The 20489-nt window shown below is 66.6% G+C and carries 17 protein-coding genes and 4 tRNA genes; 13 read left to right on the top strand and 8 right to left on the bottom strand.

The annotated features are described in order from the left end of the window. The first annotated feature begins 113 nt into the window (after positions 1-113). From ilvB to MTR65_RS03545, 6 genes are all read left to right on the top strand, one after another. On the top strand, positions 114-1856 hold the full coding sequence (gene ilvB / locus MTR65_RS03570; RefSeq protein WP_243797116.1) for a biosynthetic-type acetolactate synthase large subunit: 1743 nt from the start codon (positions 114-116) through the stop codon (positions 1854-1856). 29 nt (positions 1857-1885) lie between these two features. Next, positions 1886-2404, top strand: coding sequence for an acetolactate synthase small subunit (gene ilvN / locus MTR65_RS03565; protein WP_413465110.1), 519 nt, complete (start codon positions 1886-1888; stop codon positions 2402-2404). Between the two features lie 82 nt (positions 2405-2486). Continuing rightward, positions 2487-3557 (top strand): ketol-acid reductoisomerase, encoded by a 1071-nt coding sequence (ilvC, locus tag MTR65_RS03560; protein WP_226636521.1) that lies wholly within the window; start codon positions 2487-2489, stop codon positions 3555-3557. A 139-nt stretch (positions 3558-3696) separates the two neighbouring features. Beyond that, positions 3697-4074, top strand: a complete 378-nt coding sequence (locus tag MTR65_RS03555) for an I78 family peptidase inhibitor (RefSeq protein WP_243797110.1) — start codon at positions 3697-3699, stop codon at positions 4072-4074. A 289-nt stretch (positions 4075-4363) separates the two neighbouring features. After that, a complete protein-coding gene (gene leuA / locus MTR65_RS03550; RefSeq protein ID WP_243797108.1) occupies positions 4364-6037 on the top strand; it encodes a 2-isopropylmalate synthase in 1674 nt (557 codons plus the stop codon). 243 nt (positions 6038-6280) lie between these two features. Beyond that, positions 6281-7177: an NAD(P)H-dependent flavin oxidoreductase gene (locus tag MTR65_RS03545; RefSeq protein WP_243797529.1), complete on the top strand. Its 897-nt coding sequence runs from the start codon at positions 6281-6283 to the stop codon at positions 7175-7177. Here the strand turns inward: MTR65_RS03545 and MTR65_RS03540 are convergent. From MTR65_RS03540 to MTR65_RS03530, 3 genes are all read right to left on the bottom strand, one after another. Then, positions 7132-7728 carry an AHH domain-containing protein gene (locus tag MTR65_RS03540; RefSeq protein ID WP_243797105.1) on the bottom strand — a complete coding sequence of 199 codons (597 nt, stop codon included), beginning with the start codon at positions 7726-7728 and terminating at the stop codon, positions 7132-7134. The genes MTR65_RS03545 and MTR65_RS03540 overlap by 46 nt on opposite strands. Continuing rightward, positions 7725-8501 carry a hypothetical protein gene (locus tag MTR65_RS03535; protein WP_243797103.1) on the bottom strand — a complete coding sequence of 259 codons (777 nt, stop codon included), beginning with the start codon at positions 8499-8501 and terminating at the stop codon, positions 7725-7727. Before MTR65_RS03535 ends, MTR65_RS03540 begins: the two co-directional genes overlap by 4 nt. 121 nt (positions 8502-8622) lie before the next feature. Next, a complete protein-coding gene (locus MTR65_RS03530) occupies positions 8623-9117 on the bottom strand; it encodes a flavodoxin family protein (RefSeq protein ID WP_243797101.1) in 495 nt (164 codons plus the stop codon). 83 nt (positions 9118-9200) lie between these two features. Between MTR65_RS03530 and recJ the strand changes: the two genes are divergently transcribed. The 5 genes from recJ (at position 9201) to MTR65_RS03505 (ending at position 11517) form a co-directional block, all read left to right on the top strand. Further along, on the top strand, positions 9201-10997 hold the full coding sequence (recJ, locus tag MTR65_RS03525; RefSeq protein ID WP_243797099.1) for a single-stranded-DNA-specific exonuclease RecJ: 1797 nt from the start codon (positions 9201-9203) through the stop codon (positions 10995-10997). Positions 10998-11103: 106 nt separating this feature from the next. Then, positions 11104-11179 (top strand) — tRNA-Glu (locus MTR65_RS03520). A gap of 39 nt (positions 11180-11218) precedes the next feature. Continuing rightward, positions 11219-11294 (top strand) — tRNA-Glu (locus tag MTR65_RS03515). A gap of 32 nt (positions 11295-11326) precedes the next feature. Next, positions 11327-11402, top strand: a tRNA-Glu gene (locus MTR65_RS03510). Between the two features lie 39 nt (positions 11403-11441). Next, positions 11442-11517, top strand: a tRNA-Glu gene (locus tag MTR65_RS03505). A gap of 72 nt (positions 11518-11589) precedes the next feature. Here MTR65_RS03505 and MTR65_RS03500 read toward each other — a convergent pair. The 5 genes from MTR65_RS03500 to MTR65_RS03480 all read right to left on the bottom strand — a co-directional run bounded on the left by MTR65_RS03500 (position 11590) and on the right by MTR65_RS03480 (position 19106). Next, positions 11590-12327 carry an extensin-like domain-containing protein gene (locus MTR65_RS03500; protein ID WP_243797096.1) on the bottom strand — a complete coding sequence of 246 codons (738 nt, stop codon included), beginning with the start codon at positions 12325-12327 and terminating at the stop codon, positions 11590-11592. Positions 12328-12389: 62 nt separating this feature from the next. Further along, a complete protein-coding gene (locus MTR65_RS03495) occupies positions 12390-12590 on the bottom strand; it encodes a hypothetical protein (protein ID WP_243797094.1) in 201 nt (66 codons plus the stop codon). A gap of 86 nt (positions 12591-12676) precedes the next feature. Further along, entirely contained in the window at positions 12677-16201 is a 3525-nt protein-coding gene (locus MTR65_RS03490; protein ID WP_243797092.1) for an error-prone DNA polymerase, read from the bottom strand. Positions 16202-16274: 73 nt separating this feature from the next. Further along, positions 16275-17948, bottom strand: a complete 1674-nt coding sequence (locus tag MTR65_RS03485) for a M20/M25/M40 family metallo-hydrolase (protein ID WP_243797089.1) — start codon at positions 17946-17948, stop codon at positions 16275-16277. Positions 17949-18044: 96 nt separating this feature from the next. After that, positions 18045-19106 carry an SDR family oxidoreductase gene (locus MTR65_RS03480; RefSeq protein ID WP_243797087.1) on the bottom strand — a complete coding sequence of 354 codons (1062 nt, stop codon included), beginning with the start codon at positions 19104-19106 and terminating at the stop codon, positions 18045-18047. 115 nt (positions 19107-19221) lie between these two features. Between MTR65_RS03480 and MTR65_RS03475 the strand changes: the two genes are divergently transcribed. Together MTR65_RS03475 and MTR65_RS03470 are read left to right on the top strand one after the other, a co-directional pair. Continuing rightward, positions 19222-19599, top strand: a complete 378-nt coding sequence (locus MTR65_RS03475; protein WP_213501588.1) for a winged helix-turn-helix transcriptional regulator — start codon at positions 19222-19224, stop codon at positions 19597-19599. 36 nt (positions 19600-19635) lie between these two features. Further along, positions 19636-20484, top strand: a complete 849-nt coding sequence (locus MTR65_RS03470; RefSeq protein ID WP_243797084.1) for a pirin family protein — start codon at positions 19636-19638, stop codon at positions 20482-20484. Positions 20485-20489 lie beyond the last annotated feature (5 nt).

The following is a 20489-nucleotide window of genomic DNA, read 5'->3' as shown; positions in this document are numbered from 1 at the left end:
ACCCGGCGCGGCGATTGCCGTGCCGGGTCCGCTTCTTTGGAGGGAAATCCTCCTGACTTATCCATCTCGCGGCCCCCGGATTTCCGGGGCCCTGAGGCAAAAAGGAACGTGTTGTGAGTGACGAGCGCAGCGGCGCGAACATCCTGGTCGAAAGCCTGGTCCGGCAGGGCGTCGAATTCGTATTCGGCTATCCCGGCGGGGCGGTTCTACCGATCTACGATGCCCTATTCGGCGATGAACGCCTGCGTCATATCCTCGTGCGGCACGAAGCCGGCGCGGCCCACGCAGCCGAAGGCTATGCCCGCTCGACCGGCAAGCCCGGCGTCGTGCTGGTCACCTCGGGCCCGGGCGCGACCAACGCCATCACCGGCATTGCCGACGCCTACATGGATTCGATCCCGCTCGTCGTCATTTCGGGCCAGGTCGCGACCAACCTGATCGGTTCGGACGGCTTCCAGGAGGCCGACACGGTCGGCATCTCGCGCCACTGCACCAAGCACAACTACCTCGTGAAGGACCCGGCCGATCTTGCCGCGGTCATCGACGAGGCCTTCCAGATCGCAACGACCGGCCGCCCCGGCCCGGTCCTCATCGACATTCCCAAGAACGTCCAGGTCGCCACCGCCACCTGGAGCGACGCGCCCATCCAGCGCCGCGATCGTTACGTGCCCCGCCTGCGCGCGGACACCAACGAGATCGCCGAAGCGATCGAGATGATCGCCTCGGCCCGCGCGCCCGTGCTCTATACCGGCGGCGGCGTGATCAACTCGGGCCCGCACGCCACCGCGCTGCTGCGCGAACTGCAGGCCAAGACCGGCGCGCCCGTCACCTCGACCCTGATGGGTCTGGGCGCGTTCCCGGCGGACCACGCGGACTGGCTCGGCATGCTGGGCATGCACGGCACCTACGAGGCCAACCTGGCCATGAACCAGGCCGACCTCATCGTCTGTGTCGGTGCGCGCTTCGATGACCGCGTGACCGGGCGTCTCGATGCCTTCGCGCCCAACTCGAAAAAGATCCACATCGACATCGACCGCGCCTCGATCAACAAGATCGTGCCCGTCGACCTGCCGCTCGTGGGCGACTGCGGCGAGATCCTGAGCCAGCTTCTCGAAGCCTGGGGAACCCGCGCGCCGCAGGACCTGTCGGGCTGGAAGGCCCGGATCGACACCTGGCGCGAACGCAACAGCCTGGCCTATCCCGGCAACACCGCCGCGATCATGCCCCAGCACGCGGTCGAACGCCTGTTCGAGCTGACCAAGGCGAAGGACCCGATCATCGCCACCGAAGTCGGCCAGCACCAGATGTGGGCGGCGCAGTACTTCCACTTCTTCGGCCCGAACAAGTGGCTGACCTCGGGTGGCCTTGGCACGATGGGCTACGGCCTGCCCGCCGCCATCGGCGCGCAGCTCGGCAACCCGGACAGCCTCGTCATCGACATCGCGGGCGACGCCTCGATCCAGATGAACATCCAGGAAATGGGCACCGCCAGCCAGTACCGCCTGCCGGTCAAGGTGTTCATCCTCAACAACGAATGGATGGGCATGGTGCGTCAGTGGCAGGAGCTCACCTACGAGAGCCGCTACTCGAATTCCTACTCGAGCAGCCTGCCCGACTTCGTGACGCTGGCCGAGGCCTATGGCTGGAAGGGTATCCGCATCGAGAACGAAGGCCAGCTTGACGCGGGCATCGAGGAAATGATGGCCTATCAGGGGCCGGTCATCGTCGATTGCCGCGTGGCCAAGGAATCGAACTGCTTCCCGATGATCCCCTCGGGCGCGGCCCATACCGAGATGATCCTCTACGGCGATGCCGTTGCCGGTACGCTCGATGATGCCGCCAAGGCGCTCGTCTGAGCGCGCTTGCGAACCCAGGAATACGGACAATGATGCAGATTAAGCAAGAGGTCGAGGAACGGCACGTCCTGACCGTCATGGTCGACAACGAAGCCGGTATCCTTGCCAAGATTGCCGGGCTGTTCACCGCGCGCGGCTACAACATCGACAGCCTCACCGTGGCCGACATCACCGAGAACCACTCGGTGAGCCGGATCACCATCGTCACCCACGGCCCGCCGAGCCAGATCGACCAGATCCACGCGCAGCTCGAACGCCTCGTGCCCGTGCACAAGGTGGTCGACCTCACCGAAGCAGGCCCGCACGTGCAGCGCGAACTCGCGCTCATCAAGGTGGCGGGCGTGGGCGAAAAGCGCGTCGAGGCGCTGCGCGTCGCCGACGTGTTCCGCGCCAAGGCGGTCGACACGACCACGTCCAGCTTCGTCTTCGAGCTCACCGGCAGCCCGGAGAAGATCGACAGCTTCGTTGCCATCATGCGCGAGCTGGGTCTTGTCGAAGTGGGCCGCACCGGCATTGTCGCGATGATGCGCGGCGCCGAGGAAGCCTGACGAATTAATCCCAACTTCGCGTCGCACCGCACTTGATTGCGGGCAGGCGGTCGATAAACCGCGACGCAGGATCGAAAGCGAGCTGGCCGTCCCATCCGCACAGGACGCGCCCGAGCACCAGAAGGAAAGCCAGATGAAAGTCTATTACGACGCCGATTGCGACATCAACCTGATCACCTCCAAGAAGGTCGCGATCCTGGGCTACGGCAGCCAGGGCCACGCCCACGCGCAGAACCTGCGTGACAGCGGCGTCAAGGACGTGGCGATCGCGCTGCGCCCGGGTTCGGCTTCGGCCGCGAAGGCCGAAGGTGCCGGCTTCAAGGTCATGGCGAACGCCGAAGCGGCCGCCTGGGCCGACGTGCTCATGATCCTCGCGCCCGACGAGCATCAGGCCGCGATCTACGCCGCCGACCTGCACGACAACCTGAAGCCCGGCGCGGCCCTTGCTTTCGCCCACGGCCTCAACGTCCACTTCGGCCTGATCGAGCCGCGCAAGGACATCGACGTCATCATGATCGCGCCCAAGGGCCCGGGCCACACCGTGCGCGGTGAATACCAGCGTGGCGGCGGCGTGCCCTGCCTCGTCGCGGTCGACCAGGACGTCTCGGGCAACGCCCACGACATCGCCCTTGCTTACGCCTCGGGCGTCGGTGGCGGCCGTTCGGGCATCATCGAGACCAACTTCCGCGAAGAGTGCGAAACCGACCTCTTCGGTGAGCAGGCCGTGCTCTGCGGCGGCACCACCGCCCTCGTCCAGGCCGGTTTCGAAACCCTGGTCGAAGCTGGTTACGCACCGGAAATGGCCTACTTCGAGTGCCTTCACGAGCTCAAGCTGATCGTCGACCTGATGTATGAGGGCGGCATCGCCAACATGCGCTACTCGATCTCGAACACCGCCGAATACGGCGACATCAAGACCGGTCCGCGTCTCATCACCGAAGAGACCAAGAAGGAAATGAAGCGCGTTCTGGAAGACATCCAGTCGGGCCGCTTCGTGAAGGACTTCGTCCTCGACAACCGCGCCGGCCAGCCGGAACTGAAGGCTTCGCGCAAGACCGCGCAGCGCCACCAGATCGAGGAAACCGGCGCCAAGCTGCGCGCCATGATGCCCTGGATCGGCGCCAACGCCCTGGTCGACAAGACCAAGAACTGATCGCGCTGCGTCCCACCGGACGCCGCATCGCGACACTTGCAGACCCGATCCTGTTCGCGCAGGGTCGGGTTTGTGCTTTCTCGGGTTCTGCAAACACGCAGCCAGCACCCGTTCAGCCGCCCCTTGCGAAGGATCGCGAATGACACGCTATACCCGCCGCCTCCCCGCCCTCGTGGCCGCTCTTGCCCTTCCCCTGATGGCCCTGCCCGCCTGCTCGGCCTCCTCGCATGGAAGCCCCGACATGGCTGCAAGCCCTACCGATCCGACACCGGCTGCATCCCGCGACGCCTCGCCCATCGGCCCCGAGCCGGAAGCGCTGTGCGGTGTCGAACTGTTCGAACGCCACGTCGGCGAAGAGGCCACGGAAGCTCTCCTTGCCTCGATCCGTGAAGCGCGCGGCAAGAAGCCCATGCGCGTCCTGCCGCCCGGCTCTGTGATGACCATGGATTTTCGCCAGGACCGCCTCAATATCCTGACCGACGAGGACAATATCATCACCACCATGCGCTGCGGCTGATCTCTCCCCACGCCCCGTTCTGCCGCCACGCGGACAGATGCGCGCCGCGCGGCGCGGCGTGCGGATTTGGCGCAATCAGGCCCTTTACATTGCGCGCAGCAGTGCCCATAGGCTGTGGCATGACTCGTCGTCTTGGCCTTCTCCTGCGACTTACGCGCCCTTGGGCGTGAGCTTGCGTGCTGCCCTGACAGCGCGCACGGCGCTCAAGGGGACCTGAGAAAGACGCGCGCAGGACGCCAGATCCGCGCAGCGCAGTGCCGACAAGACACATTCCGAACGAGACACACCCATGACAATGCTGAAAGACCCCTCGGTCAAGTATCGCCCCTTCCCGCAGATCGACCTGCCCAACCGCCAGTGGCCGTCGCAGACGATCACCAAGGCGCCGCGCTGGCTCTCCACGGACCTGCGCGATGGCAACCAGGCCCTCATCGATCCGATGGGCGCGGAGAAGAAGACCCGCTTCTTCGATCTGCTCGTCAAGGTTGGCCTGAAGGAGATCGAGGTCGGCTTCCCAAGCGCAGGCGCGACCGAGTTCAATTTCATCCGCGGTCTCGTCGATTCGGGCCGTATCCCCGAGGACGTTCTCGTCCAGGTGCTGACCCAGTCGCGCCAGGACCTGATCGAGAAGTCGTTCGAGAGCCTCGCGGGCGTTCACGAAGCGATCGTCCACGTCTACAACGCGGTTTCGCCGCTGTGGCGCAATGTGGTCTTCAACATGGACCGCAAGGACGTGCGCGGCATTGCCGTCAACGGCGCGAAGATCATCCGCGACCAGATCGCGAAGTATCCGCAGACCAAGTGGAACGTGGAGTACAGCCCCGAGACGTTCTCGACCGCCGAACTCGATTTCTCAATCGAGTGCTGCGAGGCGGTGATGGAGGTTCTCCAGCCCACGCCCGAGAACCCGATCATCCTCAATCTGCCGGCCACGGTCGAGGCGGCAACGCCCAACATCTACGCCGACCAGATCGAGTACTTCTGCCGCAACCTGCCCAACCGCGAAAGCGCGGTCATCTCGCTGCACACCCACAACGACCGGGGCACCGGCGTTGCCGCGGCGGAACTGGGCCTGATGGCGGGCGCGGACCGTGTCGAGGGCTGCCTGTTCGGCAATGGCGAGCGCACCGGCAACTGCTGCCTGGTGACGGTTGCGATGAACATGTACACGCAGGGCGTCAGCCCCGAACTGGACTTCTCGGACATCGACGAAGTGATCCAGACGGTCGAGTACTGCAACCAGCTCAAGGTTCCCGAACGCCATCCCTACGGCGGCGAACTGGTCTTCACCGCGTTCTCGGGTTCGCACCAGGACGCGATCAAGAAGGGCTTTGCGGCCAAGGAAACGCGCAACGACGAAGTCTGGGCGGTACCTTACCTGCCGATCGACCCCGCGGACCTCGGCCGCGACTATGAGGCGGTCATCCGCGTCAACTCCCAGTCGGGCAAGGGCGGCTTTGCCTGGGTCATCGAGCAGGACCAGGGCCTCAAGCTGCCCAAGCGGATGCAGGCGCACTTCTCCAAGCACGTGCAGAACCTGGCCGACGAACTCGGCCGCGAGCTGCAGGCCGGTGACATCTGGGACGTGTTCCGCGCAGCCTATCGCCTCGATGCGCCGCAGCGTTTCCAGCTCATCGACTGGGACGAGGCACGTGGCAGCGACGGCACCCGCGTCTTTGCCGGCAAGATCGGCGTCGATGGCCAGGAACAGTCGGTCTCGGGCCGTGGCAAGGGCCTGATCTCCTCGATCGTGGCGACGCTCGATGAGGGCTTTGGCGTCAAGCTCGACGTGCGCGACTATGCCGAGCACTCGATGGGCAAGGATTCCAACGCCCGCGCCGCCGCTTACGTCGAATGTGTGACGCCCGAGGGCCAGGTCATCTGGGGTGTGGGCATCGACGAGGACGTGGCGACCGCCAGCGTACGCGCGGTGCTGAGCGCAGCCAACGCCGTGGGCGCCTGACACCCCCACCAAGACAAACGCAGAAGGGCGGGAAGAGCATATGCTTTTCCCGCCCTTCTCGTATGCCGCGCCGACGATTTTTCTTTCCCTATACGTAAAGCAATCTCGACAGTTCGCTTCCGCCCGCCTATCCTTTTGGACAAAGCATATGTTCTGGAAGAGAGATTGCCCGTGACTGGACCTGACAGCGGCGCCGCAGCGCGTCTTCGCGCCAAGCTGCGCCTGCCCGTGATTGCTGCTCCAATGTTCCTGGTCTCCGGCCCCGAGCTCGTGATCGCACAGGTGCGCTCCGGCATCGTCGGCTCCTTTCCCTCGCTCAACGCGCGGCCCGTCAGCCAGCTCGACGAATGGCTTCATCAGATTACCGAGGAAACTGCGGGGTGCGAGGCTCCCTTTGCGGTCAACATGATCGTCCACAAGTCGAACGCCCGCGTGGAGGAAGACCTCGCCGTGCTGGAAAAGTGGAAGGCGCCGCTTGTCATCACCTCGCTCGGAGCCAATGCGGAGCTGAACCAAGCGGTTCACGACTGGGGCGGGATGGTCCTCCACGACGTGATCGACGACCGCTTCGCCCGCAAGGCGGTCGACAAGGGCGCGGACGGCCTCATTGCGGTCGCGGCCGGGGCTGGCGGGCATGCCGGACGCCTCTCCCCCTTCGCGCTGGTTCAGGAGATCCGCAGCTGGTTTGATGGGCCCCTCGCCCTCTCCGGCTCGATTGCCAATGGTCCCGCCATCCTCGCCGCACAGGCCCTTGGCGCCGACTTCGCCTATATCGGCACCCCCTGGATCGCGACCGAGGAAGCCCAGGCCGTACAGGGCTACAAGGACGCCATCGTGGCGGGATCGGCCTCCGACATCGTCTATTCGAACCTGTTCACCGGCGTTCACGGCAACTATCTGCGCCCCTCGATCGTGGCGGCCGGGCTCGATCCCGACAACCTGCCCGAAGGGGACCGAAGTCAGATGAACTTCGGCTCGGGCGGGAATACCGCGGCCAAGGCCTGGAAGGACATCTGGGGCGCCGGGCAAGGGATCGGTGCTGTCCAGGCCGTGGAAAGCGTTGCGGCGCGCACCGAGCGCCTCGAACGCGAATATCAGGAGGCCCTGGCCCGCCTGCGTGGCCGCACCGGCATGGCCTGAACCGCAGGCTCGGCGCTTTCCGGCGGCACGGCGGGGACAGGCGTTGCCGCCCAGAGGGCTTCGGCCACCTCATCGAGCTCGGAGAAGTCGCGCGTGGCCGGGTCATAACGGTTCAGCAGCGGACGCTGGATCCGCGTGTCGAGCAGGAAGCGCCGCAAGGCCCGCTGCAGAAGCGCGAGGCGCATCTGCGCCTGGCGTGCCGCCTGCGCGGGATCGCGGCTCCGCTGGCGGGCCCAGTCCGCCTCGATCTGCCCCACCCGCAACGTGACGAGTTCGCTGTAACGGCGATGCGGCCCTCGGTGGAGCGGCAGCCCAAGCCGCAGCGCCGCCACCTCGCGGCAGGGCAGCAGCAGGCCATTTTCGCGAAAGTCCTCGAAACGGGCATGACCATCGCCGATTTCGCGAAACATCCGTTCAAAGCTGGTGCGGGCCAGCAACTGGCGTGGCAGGAGGTGATGACGCTGAAGGGCGGGATCGTATCCCGGTGCGCTCTGGCGGTTGACCGATCGGAACGCGAGGAATTTACGCCTGCCACCCTCGCGCAGGGTCATTCAGCGCGCCACGCCCAGATCTTGCGCCCCTGCCCTGCAGGCTCGAGGACAAGCTGCTCGGCGCCGATGCAGATCTCCACCTCGTCTGGAGGCACTCCGTTTGCGACGAGGTAATCAACCAGCCGCACCGCAAGCTTGATATCCGCCACGGGGTCGCCCTCAGCTCCGGCTTCGAGTTGCATTTCCGCGCCCGTGAAGAACGCCAGCCCCTGGCTCGCTACGCTGCCATCGGGCGCACGGGCCAGCGAGGTCAGCCCCAACGCCGGAAAAGCCCCGCCCGCCAGCCAGTTGAGGACGAGGCGGGCAAAATAGGCGGGCTCCATCGCACTGCGGGCTGGAGGCCAGAGTATCTCTCGGAGCGGCAGATGCAGCGCCAGGTTCGCGGCCAGCCCGGCCATGGTGCGAATGACCGGCGCCAGTCCCGCTCCAGCGGCAATATGGCCCGCAGGCCCCAGGATCACGGCTTCGCCCGGTGCTGTGGGCGCATTCTCGTCCGCCGGAGCAAAACCATATCTCTGGGCAGACGCCGGTAGCGGCTCGGCCTCGGCGGGGGCAAGGCCGCGCAGGTCGAACGTCAGGCCGCTTGCCAGGATTTCCACCCAGCCTTCCTCGGCCGGGGGCTCATGGCTCAACCGCGCGACAAGGCCGTCGTTTCCGCCTTCCTCGACAATGCGGCGTATGGTGGCAAGATCCGGGCGGGCTCCAGGCGCGAAGACGAGCGCAAAGGCCTCGTCCGCGACGGGCCAGGCCCTGGTTGAAACGCTCGCTTCCACCGCTCTTGCCGTCCTCCCGGGCCCCCGAACCGCATTGGCGCACAGCCAAGCCTCCTCGTCCAATAGGCCACAACTGGCCCCCGTTCGTCGAGTCTCTTGCGCACCTTCGTCTCAGGACGGGTCAGAAGACGCCCATGGCAAGCCCTGTCGCGAGCGCCTCGCCCATCTCCCGGCATGCCGATAGAGATGCCTGCGGCACTATCTTGGGCGCCAGGATCTCCTCGGGCGTCTGCGCCCCCAGGTTGACGATCATCCCGTCGGCCACACGCTTGAGCCGCCAGCCCATGGCGATACGCTCGATCTGGGCCTGCGCGCCGTGTCCGTCCGAGCCGGCCGCGATCACCGTCGCATAGCCCCGCCCCTCGATGCGGCCCAGCACCGGGTAGTAGGCCTGGTCGAACATCTCCTTCATCTCGCCCGTCATGCTGGCAAGGTTCTCGGGGCACACGAAGACATAGGCCCCTGCCTCCAGGATATCGTCCGCCGTCACGTCCCGCGCGCGGATACGGCGCACACCGGCCCCCTCACCTGCATCACGCGCGCCCTCTTCCAGCGCCTGCGACAGCGCGCGGGCCGCCCCTGTTCGGCTGTGCCAGATGATCGCCAGATGGCTCATTTCGGGGTCTACTCCTCATGCCCGGGTGCTGGCGGCGTGAACGCTCTTTACCGTTGCCACGCGGTACGTGTAACCGCAGCGCCATGGCTTCGCGACCTTCAACCGTTTTCGGCATCGAACGCTCCCTCACCGGCAAGTCCTGGCTCTGGCGTGGGGGAAACATGGATATCTCGCAAGGCTTCGGAAGCCCCGGCGGGCTGGAGGACGACATCGTCACCCAACTCCTTCTTTCACGCGGGGTCGATCGCAGCGATCTTGACCGCCATCGTAATCCCTCGCTGCGCGCCTTCCTGCCCGACCCGTCCGAGTTCCAGGACATGGACGTGGCCGCTGCGCGCCTGGCCGATGCGGTCCAGAAGCGCGAGGCGATCACCGTCTACGGCGACTATGACGTCGATGGTGCAACCAGCGCGGCGCTGCTGATCCTGCTGCTGCGCCGTCTGGGCATCGAGGCGCGCTACTACATCCCCGACCGCCTGCTCGAAGGCTACGGTCCTTCGGGCGAAGCGCTGGTACGCCTGGGCAAGGAAGGCTCCGATCTCGTCGTCACGGTCGACTGCGGGGCCATGGCGCACGAGGCGCTGGCCATGGCGAAGGATGCCGGGCTCGATGTCGTCGTGGTCGACCACCACAAGTGCTCGCCCGAGCTTCCCAGAACGGTTGCCCTGGTCAATCCCAACCGCCTCGACGAGAGCGACCTTGCCGCCTCACACGGCAACCTGGCCGCGGTGGGCGTTGCGTTCCTCCTTGCCATCGCCACCGTGCGCACGCTGCGCGCGCGCGGCTATTTCCAGGAGAGGCCTGAGCCCGATCTCTTCGCCCTGCTCGATCTCGTCGCGCTGGGCACGGTGGCGGACGTCGCCTCGCTTCACGGCCTCAACCGCGCGCTCGTGGCCCAGGGGCTCAAGGTCATGGCCAGGCGCGAGCACATCGGCATGTCCGCGCTGATCGATGCGAGCCGCCTGAGCCGCGCCCCCACCTGCTCGGACCTCGGCTTTGCGCTGGGCCCGCGCATCAACGCCGGCGGGCGTGTCGGCGAATCGACGCTGGGCGTGCGCCTTCTCACCACCACCGACCCGCACGAGGCCGAGCAGATCGCCGCCCAGCTCTCGCACCTCAACGACGAGCGCCGCGCGATCGAGCAGGCCGTGCAGGAAGCCGCCGAGGAACAGCTTGCCCGCCAAGACAACCGCTCGGTCCTCGTCCTCGCTGGCGCAGGCTGGCACCCCGGTGTCATCGGCATCGTCGCCGGGCGCATCAAGGAGAAGACCGGCAAGCCTGCCCTTGTCATCGCGCTTGAGGCTGACGAGGCAGGCAATGGCAAGGGATCGGGCCGCTCGATCGCGGGCGTGGACCTGGGCGCGGCGATCATTGCCGCGCGCGAGGCGGGCCTGCTGGTGGCAGGCGGCGGCCACGCCATGGCCTGCGGCCTTACCATTGCGCCGGACAAGCTGGATGCCCTGTCCGACTGGCTCGACGAGCGCCTTGCCGGCGATGTCGCGCGCGCCAGCGCCAGCCAGTCGATTCGCCTCGACCTGGCGCTCTCACCGGGGGGGCTTACGCCCGATCTTGTCGAAACGCTCGACGGCGCAGGCCCTTACGGCATGGGTTGGCCGGGCCCGCGCGTGGCCGTGGGGCCGGTGCGCGTGTTCAAGGCCGACGTCGTGGGCAAGGACCATGTGCGCCTGATCGTGGGCGGACAGGACGGCGGGCGTTTCAAGGCCATGGCCTTCCGCGCGGCCGAAACCGACATGGGTCAGGCCCTCCTCCATGGCAGCGAGGGACGCCGCCTGTGGCTCGCCGGGCGCACCAAGATCGACGACTGGGGCCCGCGCCCCCAGGCCGAACTGCACATCGAAGACGCCGCCTTTGCCGACTGAGTTTCAAGAATTTTTGCAGGAATTTCATTTTTCGCCAACGATAGGGGTTGACCGTTCATGGGACCCCCGCTAGAGGCGCGGTCCTGCCACCGGCGCAGCACGGTTTGGCCCCTTCGTCTAGCGGTCTAGGACGCGGCCCTTTCACGGCTGAAACACGGGTTCGAGTCCCGTAGGGGTCACCATTTCGGTGCTGTGCCTGGCAGGTTTTAAAATGGCTTAACGGCCCCTTCGTCTAGCGGTCTAGGACGCGGCCCTCTCACGGCTGAAACACGGGTTCGAGTCCCGTAGGGGTCACCAAGCTTTTTTGAAACGCCTTACATGGCCTTCGTGGCCCCTTCGTCTAGCGGTCTAGGACGCGGCCCTTTCACGGCTGAAACACGGGTTCGAGTCCCGTAGGGGTCACCATTTCGGTGCTGTGCCTGGCAGGTTTTAAAATGGCTTAACGGCCCCTTCGTCTAGCGGTCTAGGACGCGGCCCTTTCACGGCTGAAACACGGGTTCGAGTCCCGTAGGGGTCACCACTTCTCTTCCCGGCCAAAGCGCCGGACCGGGTGCGACAGAGCGCCCTCCCATCACATTCATGACACCTCGTCCTAGCGACAGGCCGTAGCGCCCATCGTGCGCCGCGCCTGGTCCAGATGAAGGTGATTGGCGTGCGCGGCGTTGTAGTCGGGCGAAAGCACGGTCGCAAAGGGCCCGCAGGCTGCATCGCGCACCGCGTGGAGAAACGCCGCCTTGCCGCCGCTCTCCTCCTCCCAGTCGTCGAGCACGGTGACGCGCGTGCCATCCTCCAGGACGAAGCCCGCAATGTCGATGGCGTTGCCGGTAGCGTGCTCGCTCCAGCTTCCCTCCTCGCCGCCACCGATCCGGCGGCAGTTGTAGGTCCCCATGTGCTCGATCCGGGCGACACCCTGCCCCAGATGTGCGCGCGCCGCGGGCTCGATGCCATGGCGCAGCCAGCGCGCAAAGGCGGCATCGACCGCGCAGGTCGTCTGCGCCGTGGAGGGGCGTAGCCCAAATCCCAAGGCAGAGACCGCGGCCAGTTGCTGGCGATCCTCGCGCCGACAGGCGCCATCGCCGGTGGCCGGCAGGATCTCAGGACTGATGGCGCTGCGCTCCAGAAAGGCGGCACATGCCTTGGCATCGTCACGCAGGGCCGCGAGCTTGAGCCCGGTGGCCCACCCCTCGGGCTGGTCAAGCGTCAGCGGCGCGCGCGGATCGTGTTCGGGATGATCGGCGAGCCAGGTCAGCCCGGCCGCCACAAGGCACACCAGCGCCAGGAGAACGAGGGCAATCCGGTCGAGAGGCAGGCGGCCAAGAAACGAGAACATGGCCCTTACAAGCCGTGTCGCGCCGCTTTGCTCCCGCCTGGCGTGTCCTGCAAGTGGCGGTCTCAGTCGCTCAGCATGGCCACGACGAACCAGGACAGGCCGGTTGCGGCCAGGAACAGGGGCCAGGACCAGAAAAAGGTATGGCCGTCGATCGACGCGCGCTCGAGCAGGAGTACGCCGCCACGCATGCCCTGCGAGCCCAGAATACCCGCCACGATCCAAGTCAGCAGCCCGGCCGGAAAGAACGCCTTGATAAGCGCCACGTCGCAATCTCCTCCTTCAATTCCCCGGCTAGACATGCGCCCAAGTGGTTAACGTCGTGCAAATACATAACGAACGATAGCGAAATTCAATGAAAGTCACGTGACTTGGGGATCACGCGGACATCGCGCGGGTGGCTGCGATGGTAGCCGCAATCGCGGTTGCCCGGACCCGGCGCGCGCCAGGGCTCGACCGGCGTGAAGGCCTCCCCCGATCCGTCGCCTCGGGCCCCGGCCGCGGCCATATGCTCGGCGCGGCTCGGCAACGGGTTGGTCACATGATCGGCACGCGCCGGGGAGGCGGGCAGAAGGTCCTCGGACAAGCGGTGCAGGTCCTGCGTCGCGTCGGTAAGGTGCGCGGCGATGACGTGGATCACCTCGTCGTCGTATTCGACCCGCCCGCGCACTTCCATGACGCGCGCCCCCATGATGACGCGGCGCTGCTTTTCCATGAGATCGGGCCAGACCACGATATTGGCTACCCCCGTCTCGTCCTCCAGCGTGATGAAGCACACGCCCTTGGCGCTTCCCGGGCGCTGACGGATGAGGACCACGCCCGCGACCTTGACCATCGCGCGAAACTTGCGCGCGCGCAGATCTCCGCAGCGTACGAAGCCACGTTCGGCCAGGGATGCCCTCAGAAAGGCCATGGGATGCGCTTTCAGGCTCAGCCGCTGGGTCTGGTAGTCGGCGACCACTTCCTCGCTGAGAGGCATGCCCGGGAGGCGTGTGGGCGATGTCTCAGCCCCCTCGTCGCGGGCCGCCGCCGCCGCGAAGAGCGGAAGGTCGGGCGCGGCGATCAGGCTGCGCGCCTCCCACAGGGCCTGGCGGCGCGGCAGGGCAAGCGAGGAGAAGGCATCGGCCGAGGCCAGCTTCTCGACCAGGGCTGGCCCCAGATGCGCCCGCTCGCGCAGGGCGGCAACGTCGGCGAAGGCCCCACCTGCGGTGCGCGCGGCCACCAGCTTGGCCGCGGCGTATTCGGGGAAACCATCGATCTGCCGCAGACCCAGCCGCAACGCGACACGTCCAGCGTCCCTGGGAGAATCCTCCAGCGTGCAGTCCCAGTGCGAGTGGTTCACGTCAACGGCACGGACCTCCACCCCGTGCTCACGCGCATCGCGCACGATCTGCGCGGGCGCGTAGAAGCCCATGGGCTGCGAATTGAGGAGCGCGGCGGCAAAAGCCGCCGGGAAATGGCATTTCAGCCAGCTCGACACGTAGACAAGGTGCGCAAAGCTCGCCGCGTGGCTTTCGGGAAACCCATATTCGCCAAAGCCCTTGATCTGGTTGAAGCAGCGCTCGGCGAAATCGGGATCGTAACCGCGCGCGACCATCCGCCCAACCATCATGTCCTCCAGTTCGTGGACCATCCCGCGCGAACGGAAGGTCGCCATGGCCTTGCGCAGCCGGTTGGCTTCGGCGCTGGAGAACTTCGCGGCATCAAGCGCGATCTTCATCGCCTGCTCCTGGAAGATCGGAACCCCCAGCGTGCGCGCGAGAATACTGGTCAACTCGTCCGGCGGGCCATGCTCGGGCGCGGGTGCGGGGATCGCCACCGCCTCCTCCCCGCGCCGCCGCTTGAGGTAGGGATGGACCATGTCGCCCTGGATGGGGCCGGGGCGCACGATGGCGACCTGAATGACAAGGTCGTAGAATTCGCGCGGACGCAGGCGCGGGAGCATGTTCATCTGCGCGCGGCTCTCCACCTGGAACACGCCCAGCGAATCTCCCTTGCGCAGCATCGCGTAGGTCTCCGGGTCCTCGCGCGGGACCGTGGCCAGCGTCAGGTCGCGGCCATGATGCGCCCCCAGCAGGTCCAGGCACTTACGGATGCAGGTAAGCATGCCGAGCGCCAGTACATCGACCTTGAGAATGCCCAGCGCGTCGATGTCATCCTTGTCCCACTCGATGAAGGAGCGGTCCGCCATGGCCCCGTTGCCGATCGGCACGGTTTCGCTCAGCGCCCCTTGAGTGAGGATGAACCCGCCCACGTGCTGCGACAAATGCCTTGGCATACCAATCATTTGTTCGGTCAACTTGAGAACACGCCGCAAGTGTGGATCAGTAAGGTCCATGCCCGTCTCGTTGACGTGCTTCTCGCCGATTTCCTTGCCGTAGCCACCCCAGACGGTGCGCGCGAGCGCGCTTGTCACGTCCTCGGTCAGGCCCATCGCCTTGCCCACCTCGCGGATCGCCATGCGCGGACGGTAGTGGATGACCGTGGCGCACAGCCCCGCCCGGTGGCGGCCGTAGCGCTTGTAGATATACTGGATCACCTCCTCGCGCCGCTCGTGCTCGAAGTCGACGTCGATGTCGGGCGGCTCCTTGCGCTCCTCGGAAATGAAGCGGTCGAAGAGCAGCGCGTGCTTGGCCGGATCGACCGCGGTGATCTCGAGACAGTAGCAGACCGCCGAATTGGCCGCCGAGCCGCGCCCTTGGCACAGGATCGGCGGCTCCTGCCCGCGCGCGAAATCGACGATGTCCTTGATCGTCAGGAAATAGCGCGCCAGCCCCATCTTGCCGATCAGCGCGAGTTCGCGGTGCAACGTGGCGTCCACCGCCTCGGGTGTGCCTTCGGGGTAGCGCCGGGCCGCCCCCTCCCAGGTCAGGAGCTCAAGCTGCGCCTGCGGATCGCGCCCGCCCGGGCAGATCTCTTCGGGGTACTCGTACTGCAATTCCTCCAGGCTGAAGGTGCAGGCATCGGCGAGGTCACGCGCGGCATGGATCGCGTGGGGCCAGCGCGCAAAGAGCCGCTCCATCTCGGCCGGGGACTTGAGGTGCCGCTCGCCATTGGGCTCCAGCGCCAATCCGGCGCGTGCGACGGTGGTCCGGTGGCGGATCGCGGTCATCACGTCGTGCAGCGGACGGCGCTCGGGCGCATGGTAGAGCACGTCGTTGGTGGCGAGCAGCGCAAGCCCTGCCCCGCGCGCCATCGCGTCAAGCTGCGCGATCCGCGCCACATCATCCCCGACATGGAGATAGCACGCGGCAATGTGGCCAAGCCCGGGGAGGTGGACGGCAAGGTCGGGCAGCAGCTCTTCCAGTGAGCCTGTGCGTTCAAGCAACGCCGGGGCCTGCGCGCCCTCCCCCCCAAGGGCAACCACGTTGCTTTCCACGGCAATCGTGAAACGCTCCTCCAGGTCGCGCGGCGGCACCAGCACGAGGTGGACGCCCTCCCCCCGCGCAGCCAGCATCGCCAGCGAAATCTCGCATACGCCCTTGTCCTGCCATTCCCCGTCGAGCGTCCCCATGCGCCCGGCTGAAATCAGCGCGCAAAGCCGCCCATAGGCCGCGCGGTCCTGCGGATAGGCAAGGAAGGTCAGCCCCTCAACGGTCTCGACCCGGCAGCCGATGACGGGGCGCAGCTTGAGCGCGCGGGCCTCGGCGTGGATGCGCACCACGCCTGCCATCGAGTTCACGTCGGCAATGCCGATGGCATCGTAGCCCAGCTCATACGCGGTCTCGACCAGGCTCACCGCATCCGAGGCCCCGCGCAGAAACGAGAAGCAGCTCACCAGCCCCAGTTCCACGAAGGAACTGCGCGCAGGCGGCTCCACGCTGTCGGGATCGACAGTCACACGGCGGCGATCAGGGGTCAGCGGAGCTTCGGGCATGGCAAACGAACGCAATCACGAAAGGAATAATGTTCCTTATATGTTCTTATTTGACCCTGCGCCAGCCCGGAGCCTAGGAATAGGTGGCGATCGTCGCGGCCATGTCATCGAAGCGCACCCAGGCGGCCACTGCCACCGCCGCCGTGAGCAGGCAAGTCACGCAAATGGCCAGGGTTCCGCGTGAAAGCGGCTGCGGACGCAAGGGAAGCAAGGTCATCACGGCCACGCCCAGCGGCAGCGCCACCGCGCCCGGCATATCCGGCCCCACCCCCTGCATCAGCAGGAAGCCCAGCGTCAGGCCGTACCCCAGGCTCACGGCCGCCACCACGCCGTCCACCACCAGCGCAAGGCCAGCAGGAACGAAACGCCGCAGCCCGGCGGCAAGCCCCGTCAGCATGAGCGGGATCGTCAGCGGATAGGCCGCCACCGGCGCAAGCGCCTGTGCCGCGCCGCCCAGCAGCAGGATCGGCACCATTGCGCCGACGTCGCCGCTCACGCCCCGGGGCTTGCGGCCGAACGTCGCCACGGCCAGCGCCACGGCGGCCAAGGCGACCATGGCCTGAAGGCGTTGGATCGCGGCCAGCCTGTCATAGTAGTTCACCCCCTCGCCCGAGACCGAGAGCATGTTGAGGCCCGTGAAGACCAGCGCCGATCCGACCAGCAGCACCAGCATCCGCACCAGCCCGCTCAGCGCCGCGCACCCCTCGACACGTCCCGCGACCGCCAGCCCGCCGCCCGCAACGGCAAGGGCCAACATGACCCAGCCCCACACCGGCGCGTAGTCGAGCACGAAGAGGCCAAAGACATCGAAGAAGACCCGACCGGGCGCAGGCTCAGGGAGGTGTTCCGCGCCCAGCAGCGCCCGGGTCAGCCCCAGCGTCTGGTCGCCCATCTGCTGGAGCGAACCCCGGTCCAGGTTGGCTGGTGTGGCCTGGGGCGAATGGTAGAGTTCGGGCCGCCCGATGAAGGCGAAGTTCCAGGCCGCGTAGTCGCGCTCGAGCGCAACGGTAAGATCGGTGTCGTTGGGCAGGAAGGCATAGATGAAGGTCGACAGCGAATCCCCGCCCGGGTGCCTCGCCGCCTTCGCCCAGAGACCCGCCACTTCGCCGTTGTCCCGTGAGGTCTGGAACATGCGGGCCACACCCCCGCCGCCGCGCGCCTCGAGGTTGATGATAGCGCCGATCCGCTCGGCCTCGGGCGCGGCTTCGAAGAACATCCTGGCTCCGCGAAGCCCGGCCTCTTCGCCATCGGTCAGGAGAACGTAAAGGGTGCGCGCTGGAACAGGCCCTGCCTTCAGGGCCCGCACGGTTTCAAGGATCGTGGCCACCCCGGCTCCATCATCGGCTGCGCCGGGCGAGCCCTCAACGCTGTCGTAGTGCGCCATCAGGGCCACCCCGGGCAGCGAGGGATCGCGTCCGGGCAGCTGCGCAACGACGTTGACGAGCGGGATTTCCGCTCTGTCCAGCCCCGCCCTCGCGTTGAGATGCTGGCGGCTCAGATCGTCAAACGCGCCTGCCTGTTCACGCACCACCAGCCCCTGTTCGCGCAGCTGCGCGCTCAGCAGGGCACGTACCTGCGCAATTTCGGCGGAACCGCTGGGGTGTGGTCTACGGGCGATCCGATCCACATGCGCCATGGCCCTTTCGGCCGAGAACGCCTCGCCGGGCGCATCCTGTCCGCGCGGCGACGGAGGCGTGGTCCCCATGATCGCCAGGACCAGAGCGCACAGGACTGCGCTGCATAACACCAGAACCTGCTTCAACGGCGCACTCCCCTCAAGTGCGCCGGTTGTCCCGCTTCGGGCGCAAGACTGTCAAGAGCGCGCGCGCAATGCGCGGCACGCTCAGAGGATGAGGCGATCGGCGCGCAGCTTGGCAAAGAGATCGAAGAACGCCTCGTCGGTCGCCTGGTACCCGGCAAATCCCAGCTTGCGGCTCTTGCCCATGTCGGTGACGACCTCGATGGGGCGCCCCAGATCGGCATCGGTGTGCCAGGGGGACGCGAGGCGCGTAAGATCGCTCTCGGCAAGGCTATGGCGCGCCGCGATGCCGGTCCAGATGGCGGCATCGCCCCGCATCTGCTCCTCCAGCGGGCGCACGGTGCCATCGAACGGCGCAGCCTCGATGCCGAACCACTGCGCGATCCGCTGCCACATCCAGCTCCAGCGAAAGACGTCGCCGTTGACGATGTTGAAGGCCTCGTTCGCCGCCTCAGGTGTGGTTGCGGCCCAGACCAGTTGGCGGGCCAGTTGGCGCGCGTCGGTCATGTCGGTGAGGCCATTCCACTGCATCGCCGATCCCGGGAAGGTGAAGGGACGCCCCGTTTCGCGGCAGATCGTGGCATAGACGGCCAGCGTGGTGCCCATGTTCATCGCGTTGCCCACGGCCTTGCCGATCACCGTGTGCGGGCGGTGGACCGACCAGGTGAAGCCATCGCGCTCGGCCGCGGCGAAGAGTTCGTCCTCCTGCGCGTAGTAGAAATTTTCGACATCGAGCCGCCCCTGCTCCTCGCGGAAGGGGGTCTTGGGCAGGAGGCCCTTACCGTAGGCCTCGAAGGGCCCGAGGTAGTGCTTGAGCCCGGTCACCAGCGCCACGTGCCGCGTACTGCGGGCGGGAGGCAGCGCGGCCAGCAGGTTGCGCACCATCGCGCCGTTCACGCGGATGTTTTCGACCTCGCTGTCCCGGCGCAGCCATGTAGTGAGGAAGACCGCGTCAGGATGGATGCCCGCCAGGGCGGCCTTCGTGGCTTGCTCGTCGAGCAGATCGGCCGCGACCGGCATCACCCCGTCCTGTTCCTGCGGGCGGCGAGCAAGGGCATGGACCTTCCAGCCTTCGGCGACGAGCTCGCGCGCGACGGCGCTGCCGGTAATGCCAGTTGCGCCCACCACGAGTGCAGTGCGGGTCATGCAATTCTCCGTTTCTCAGCTTTGCAGGTTTACCTTGGCCCCCGATCTAGGCAGGAATGCACGACCCTTCCAGAAGGCACCATTTCGGGACATAGGCACCAGGAGGTAACCACCCATGCAACCAGGTACCCCCGAGGACCAGTGGCGCGAGGACTGCGCGCCGCGCCGGGTCCTCGAACTCTTCGCGACCAAGTGGACCAGCATGGTCCTGCACACGCTCCACGCCCGCCACGAAGGGGCCGCGCGCACCGGTGTGCTCTTGCGCAGCCTTCCTGGAATCTCCAAGAAGATGCTGACGCAAACCCTTCGAGATATGGAATATTCCGGTCTCATATCGCGCCACGTCCAGGGCACGATCCCACCCGCGGTCGAATATCGCCTGACACCGCTCGGCCTGCGCTTCGTGGAGCCTGTCGAACTGCTCTACGGCTGGGGGCGCGACAACGCGGACGCCCTCGACGAATTGAAACAAAGGCCGACCTCGCGCCGTTGAGCGCACGTTCGCTGCATCCCAAAGAAAGACCTCTCCATGCGCCAGGTTCTCCGCCAGCACCCCGCCCTTCGCGACGATATCGGCGACCTCACCACGCGCCGCCCGCTGCCGAGCCGCGATCTGCCCCAGCTCGATCCATTCCTGTTCCTCAACCACCATGGCCCGCAGGTCTATGCCCCCGGCAACCATAGCCTCCCCTTCGGCCCGCACCCGCACCGCGGCTTCGAGACGGTCAGCTTCATCCTCAAGGGCGAGATGGCACACCTCGACAGCGGCGGGCACGAAAGCGTGATCGGTGAAGGCGGGATCCAGTGGATGACGGCGGGCTCGGGGCTCATCCACGCCGAGATCAGCCCGGAGAGCTTCAAACAGAGCGGCGGCCCGCTCGAGATCCTGCAACTGTGGGTCAACCTGCCCGCCCGCCTCAAGATGACCCAACCCTCCTACACCGGCCTGCAGCGCGCGGACATTCCGGCCATCGCGGTGCCAGGCGGAACGGTGAACCTGATCTCTGGCGAGTTCCGCGAGGAGACAGGGCCCTATACCTCGCTTACCGGGGTGGCGATGATGACGGTGGAACTGGAGGCCGGGGCCAGCCTGACGCTGCCGGCTCCCTCGGCGCGCACGGTGTTCCTCTATGTCGTTACGGGCGAGCCGGTCATTGGCCGCACTGCGTGCCGGGAAGCGCATCTCGTCGAACTCGACCAGGGCGGTGACGAGGTGGAGATCACCACGCAAGCCCCCGTAACCCTGCTCTACGGGCACGCCGATCCCATTGGCGAGCCGGTTGTCGCACACGGCCCCTTCGTGATGAACACCCGCGAGGAAATCCACGCGGCGATCCAAGACTACCAGGCAGGCAAATTTGGCGCGATTGCCGGGTAATCGGG

It is taken from the genome of Novosphingobium mangrovi (genome assembly GCF_022818885.1).
Taxonomy (GTDB): domain Bacteria; phylum Pseudomonadota; class Alphaproteobacteria; order Sphingomonadales; family Sphingomonadaceae; genus Novosphingobium; species Novosphingobium mangrovi.
Note: the sequence above shows the minus strand (reverse complement) of the source record. Positions and strands in the feature narration are given on the sequence as shown.

Coding starts and splice junctions, on each gene's coding strand:
- MTR65_RS03540 (WP_243797105.1), bottom strand. CDS start 7,728: ATGACCCTGCGCGAGGGTGGCAGGCGTAAATTCCTCGCGTTCCGATCG.
- MTR65_RS03500 (WP_243797096.1), bottom strand. CDS start 12,327: ATGTTCTCGTTTCTTGGCCGCCTGCCTCTCGACCGGATTGCCCTCGTT.
- MTR65_RS03555 (WP_243797110.1), top strand. CDS start 3,697: ATGACACGCTATACCCGCCGCCTCCCCGCCCTCGTGGCCGCTCTTGCC.
- leuA (WP_243797108.1), top strand. CDS start 4,364: ATGACAATGCTGAAAGACCCCTCGGTCAAGTATCGCCCCTTCCCGCAG.
- ilvN (WP_413465110.1), top strand. CDS start 1,886: ATGATGCAGATTAAGCAAGAGGTCGAGGAACGGCACGTCCTGACCGTC.
- MTR65_RS03475 (WP_213501588.1), top strand. CDS start 19,222: ATGCAACCAGGTACCCCCGAGGACCAGTGGCGCGAGGACTGCGCGCCG.
- MTR65_RS03470 (WP_243797084.1), top strand. CDS start 19,636: ATGCGCCAGGTTCTCCGCCAGCACCCCGCCCTTCGCGACGATATCGGC.
- MTR65_RS03545 (WP_243797529.1), top strand. CDS start 6,281: ATGTTCCTGGTCTCCGGCCCCGAGCTCGTGATCGCACAGGTGCGCTCC.
- MTR65_RS03480 (WP_243797087.1), bottom strand. CDS start 19,106: ATGACCCGCACTGCACTCGTGGTGGGCGCAACTGGCATTACCGGCAGC.
- recJ (WP_243797099.1), top strand. CDS start 9,201: ATGGCTTCGCGACCTTCAACCGTTTTCGGCATCGAACGCTCCCTCACC.
- MTR65_RS03490 (WP_243797092.1), bottom strand. CDS start 16,201: ATGCCCGAAGCTCCGCTGACCCCTGATCGCCGCCGTGTGACTGTCGAT.
- MTR65_RS03530 (WP_243797101.1), bottom strand. CDS start 9,117: ATGAGCCATCTGGCGATCATCTGGCACAGCCGAACAGGGGCGGCCCGC.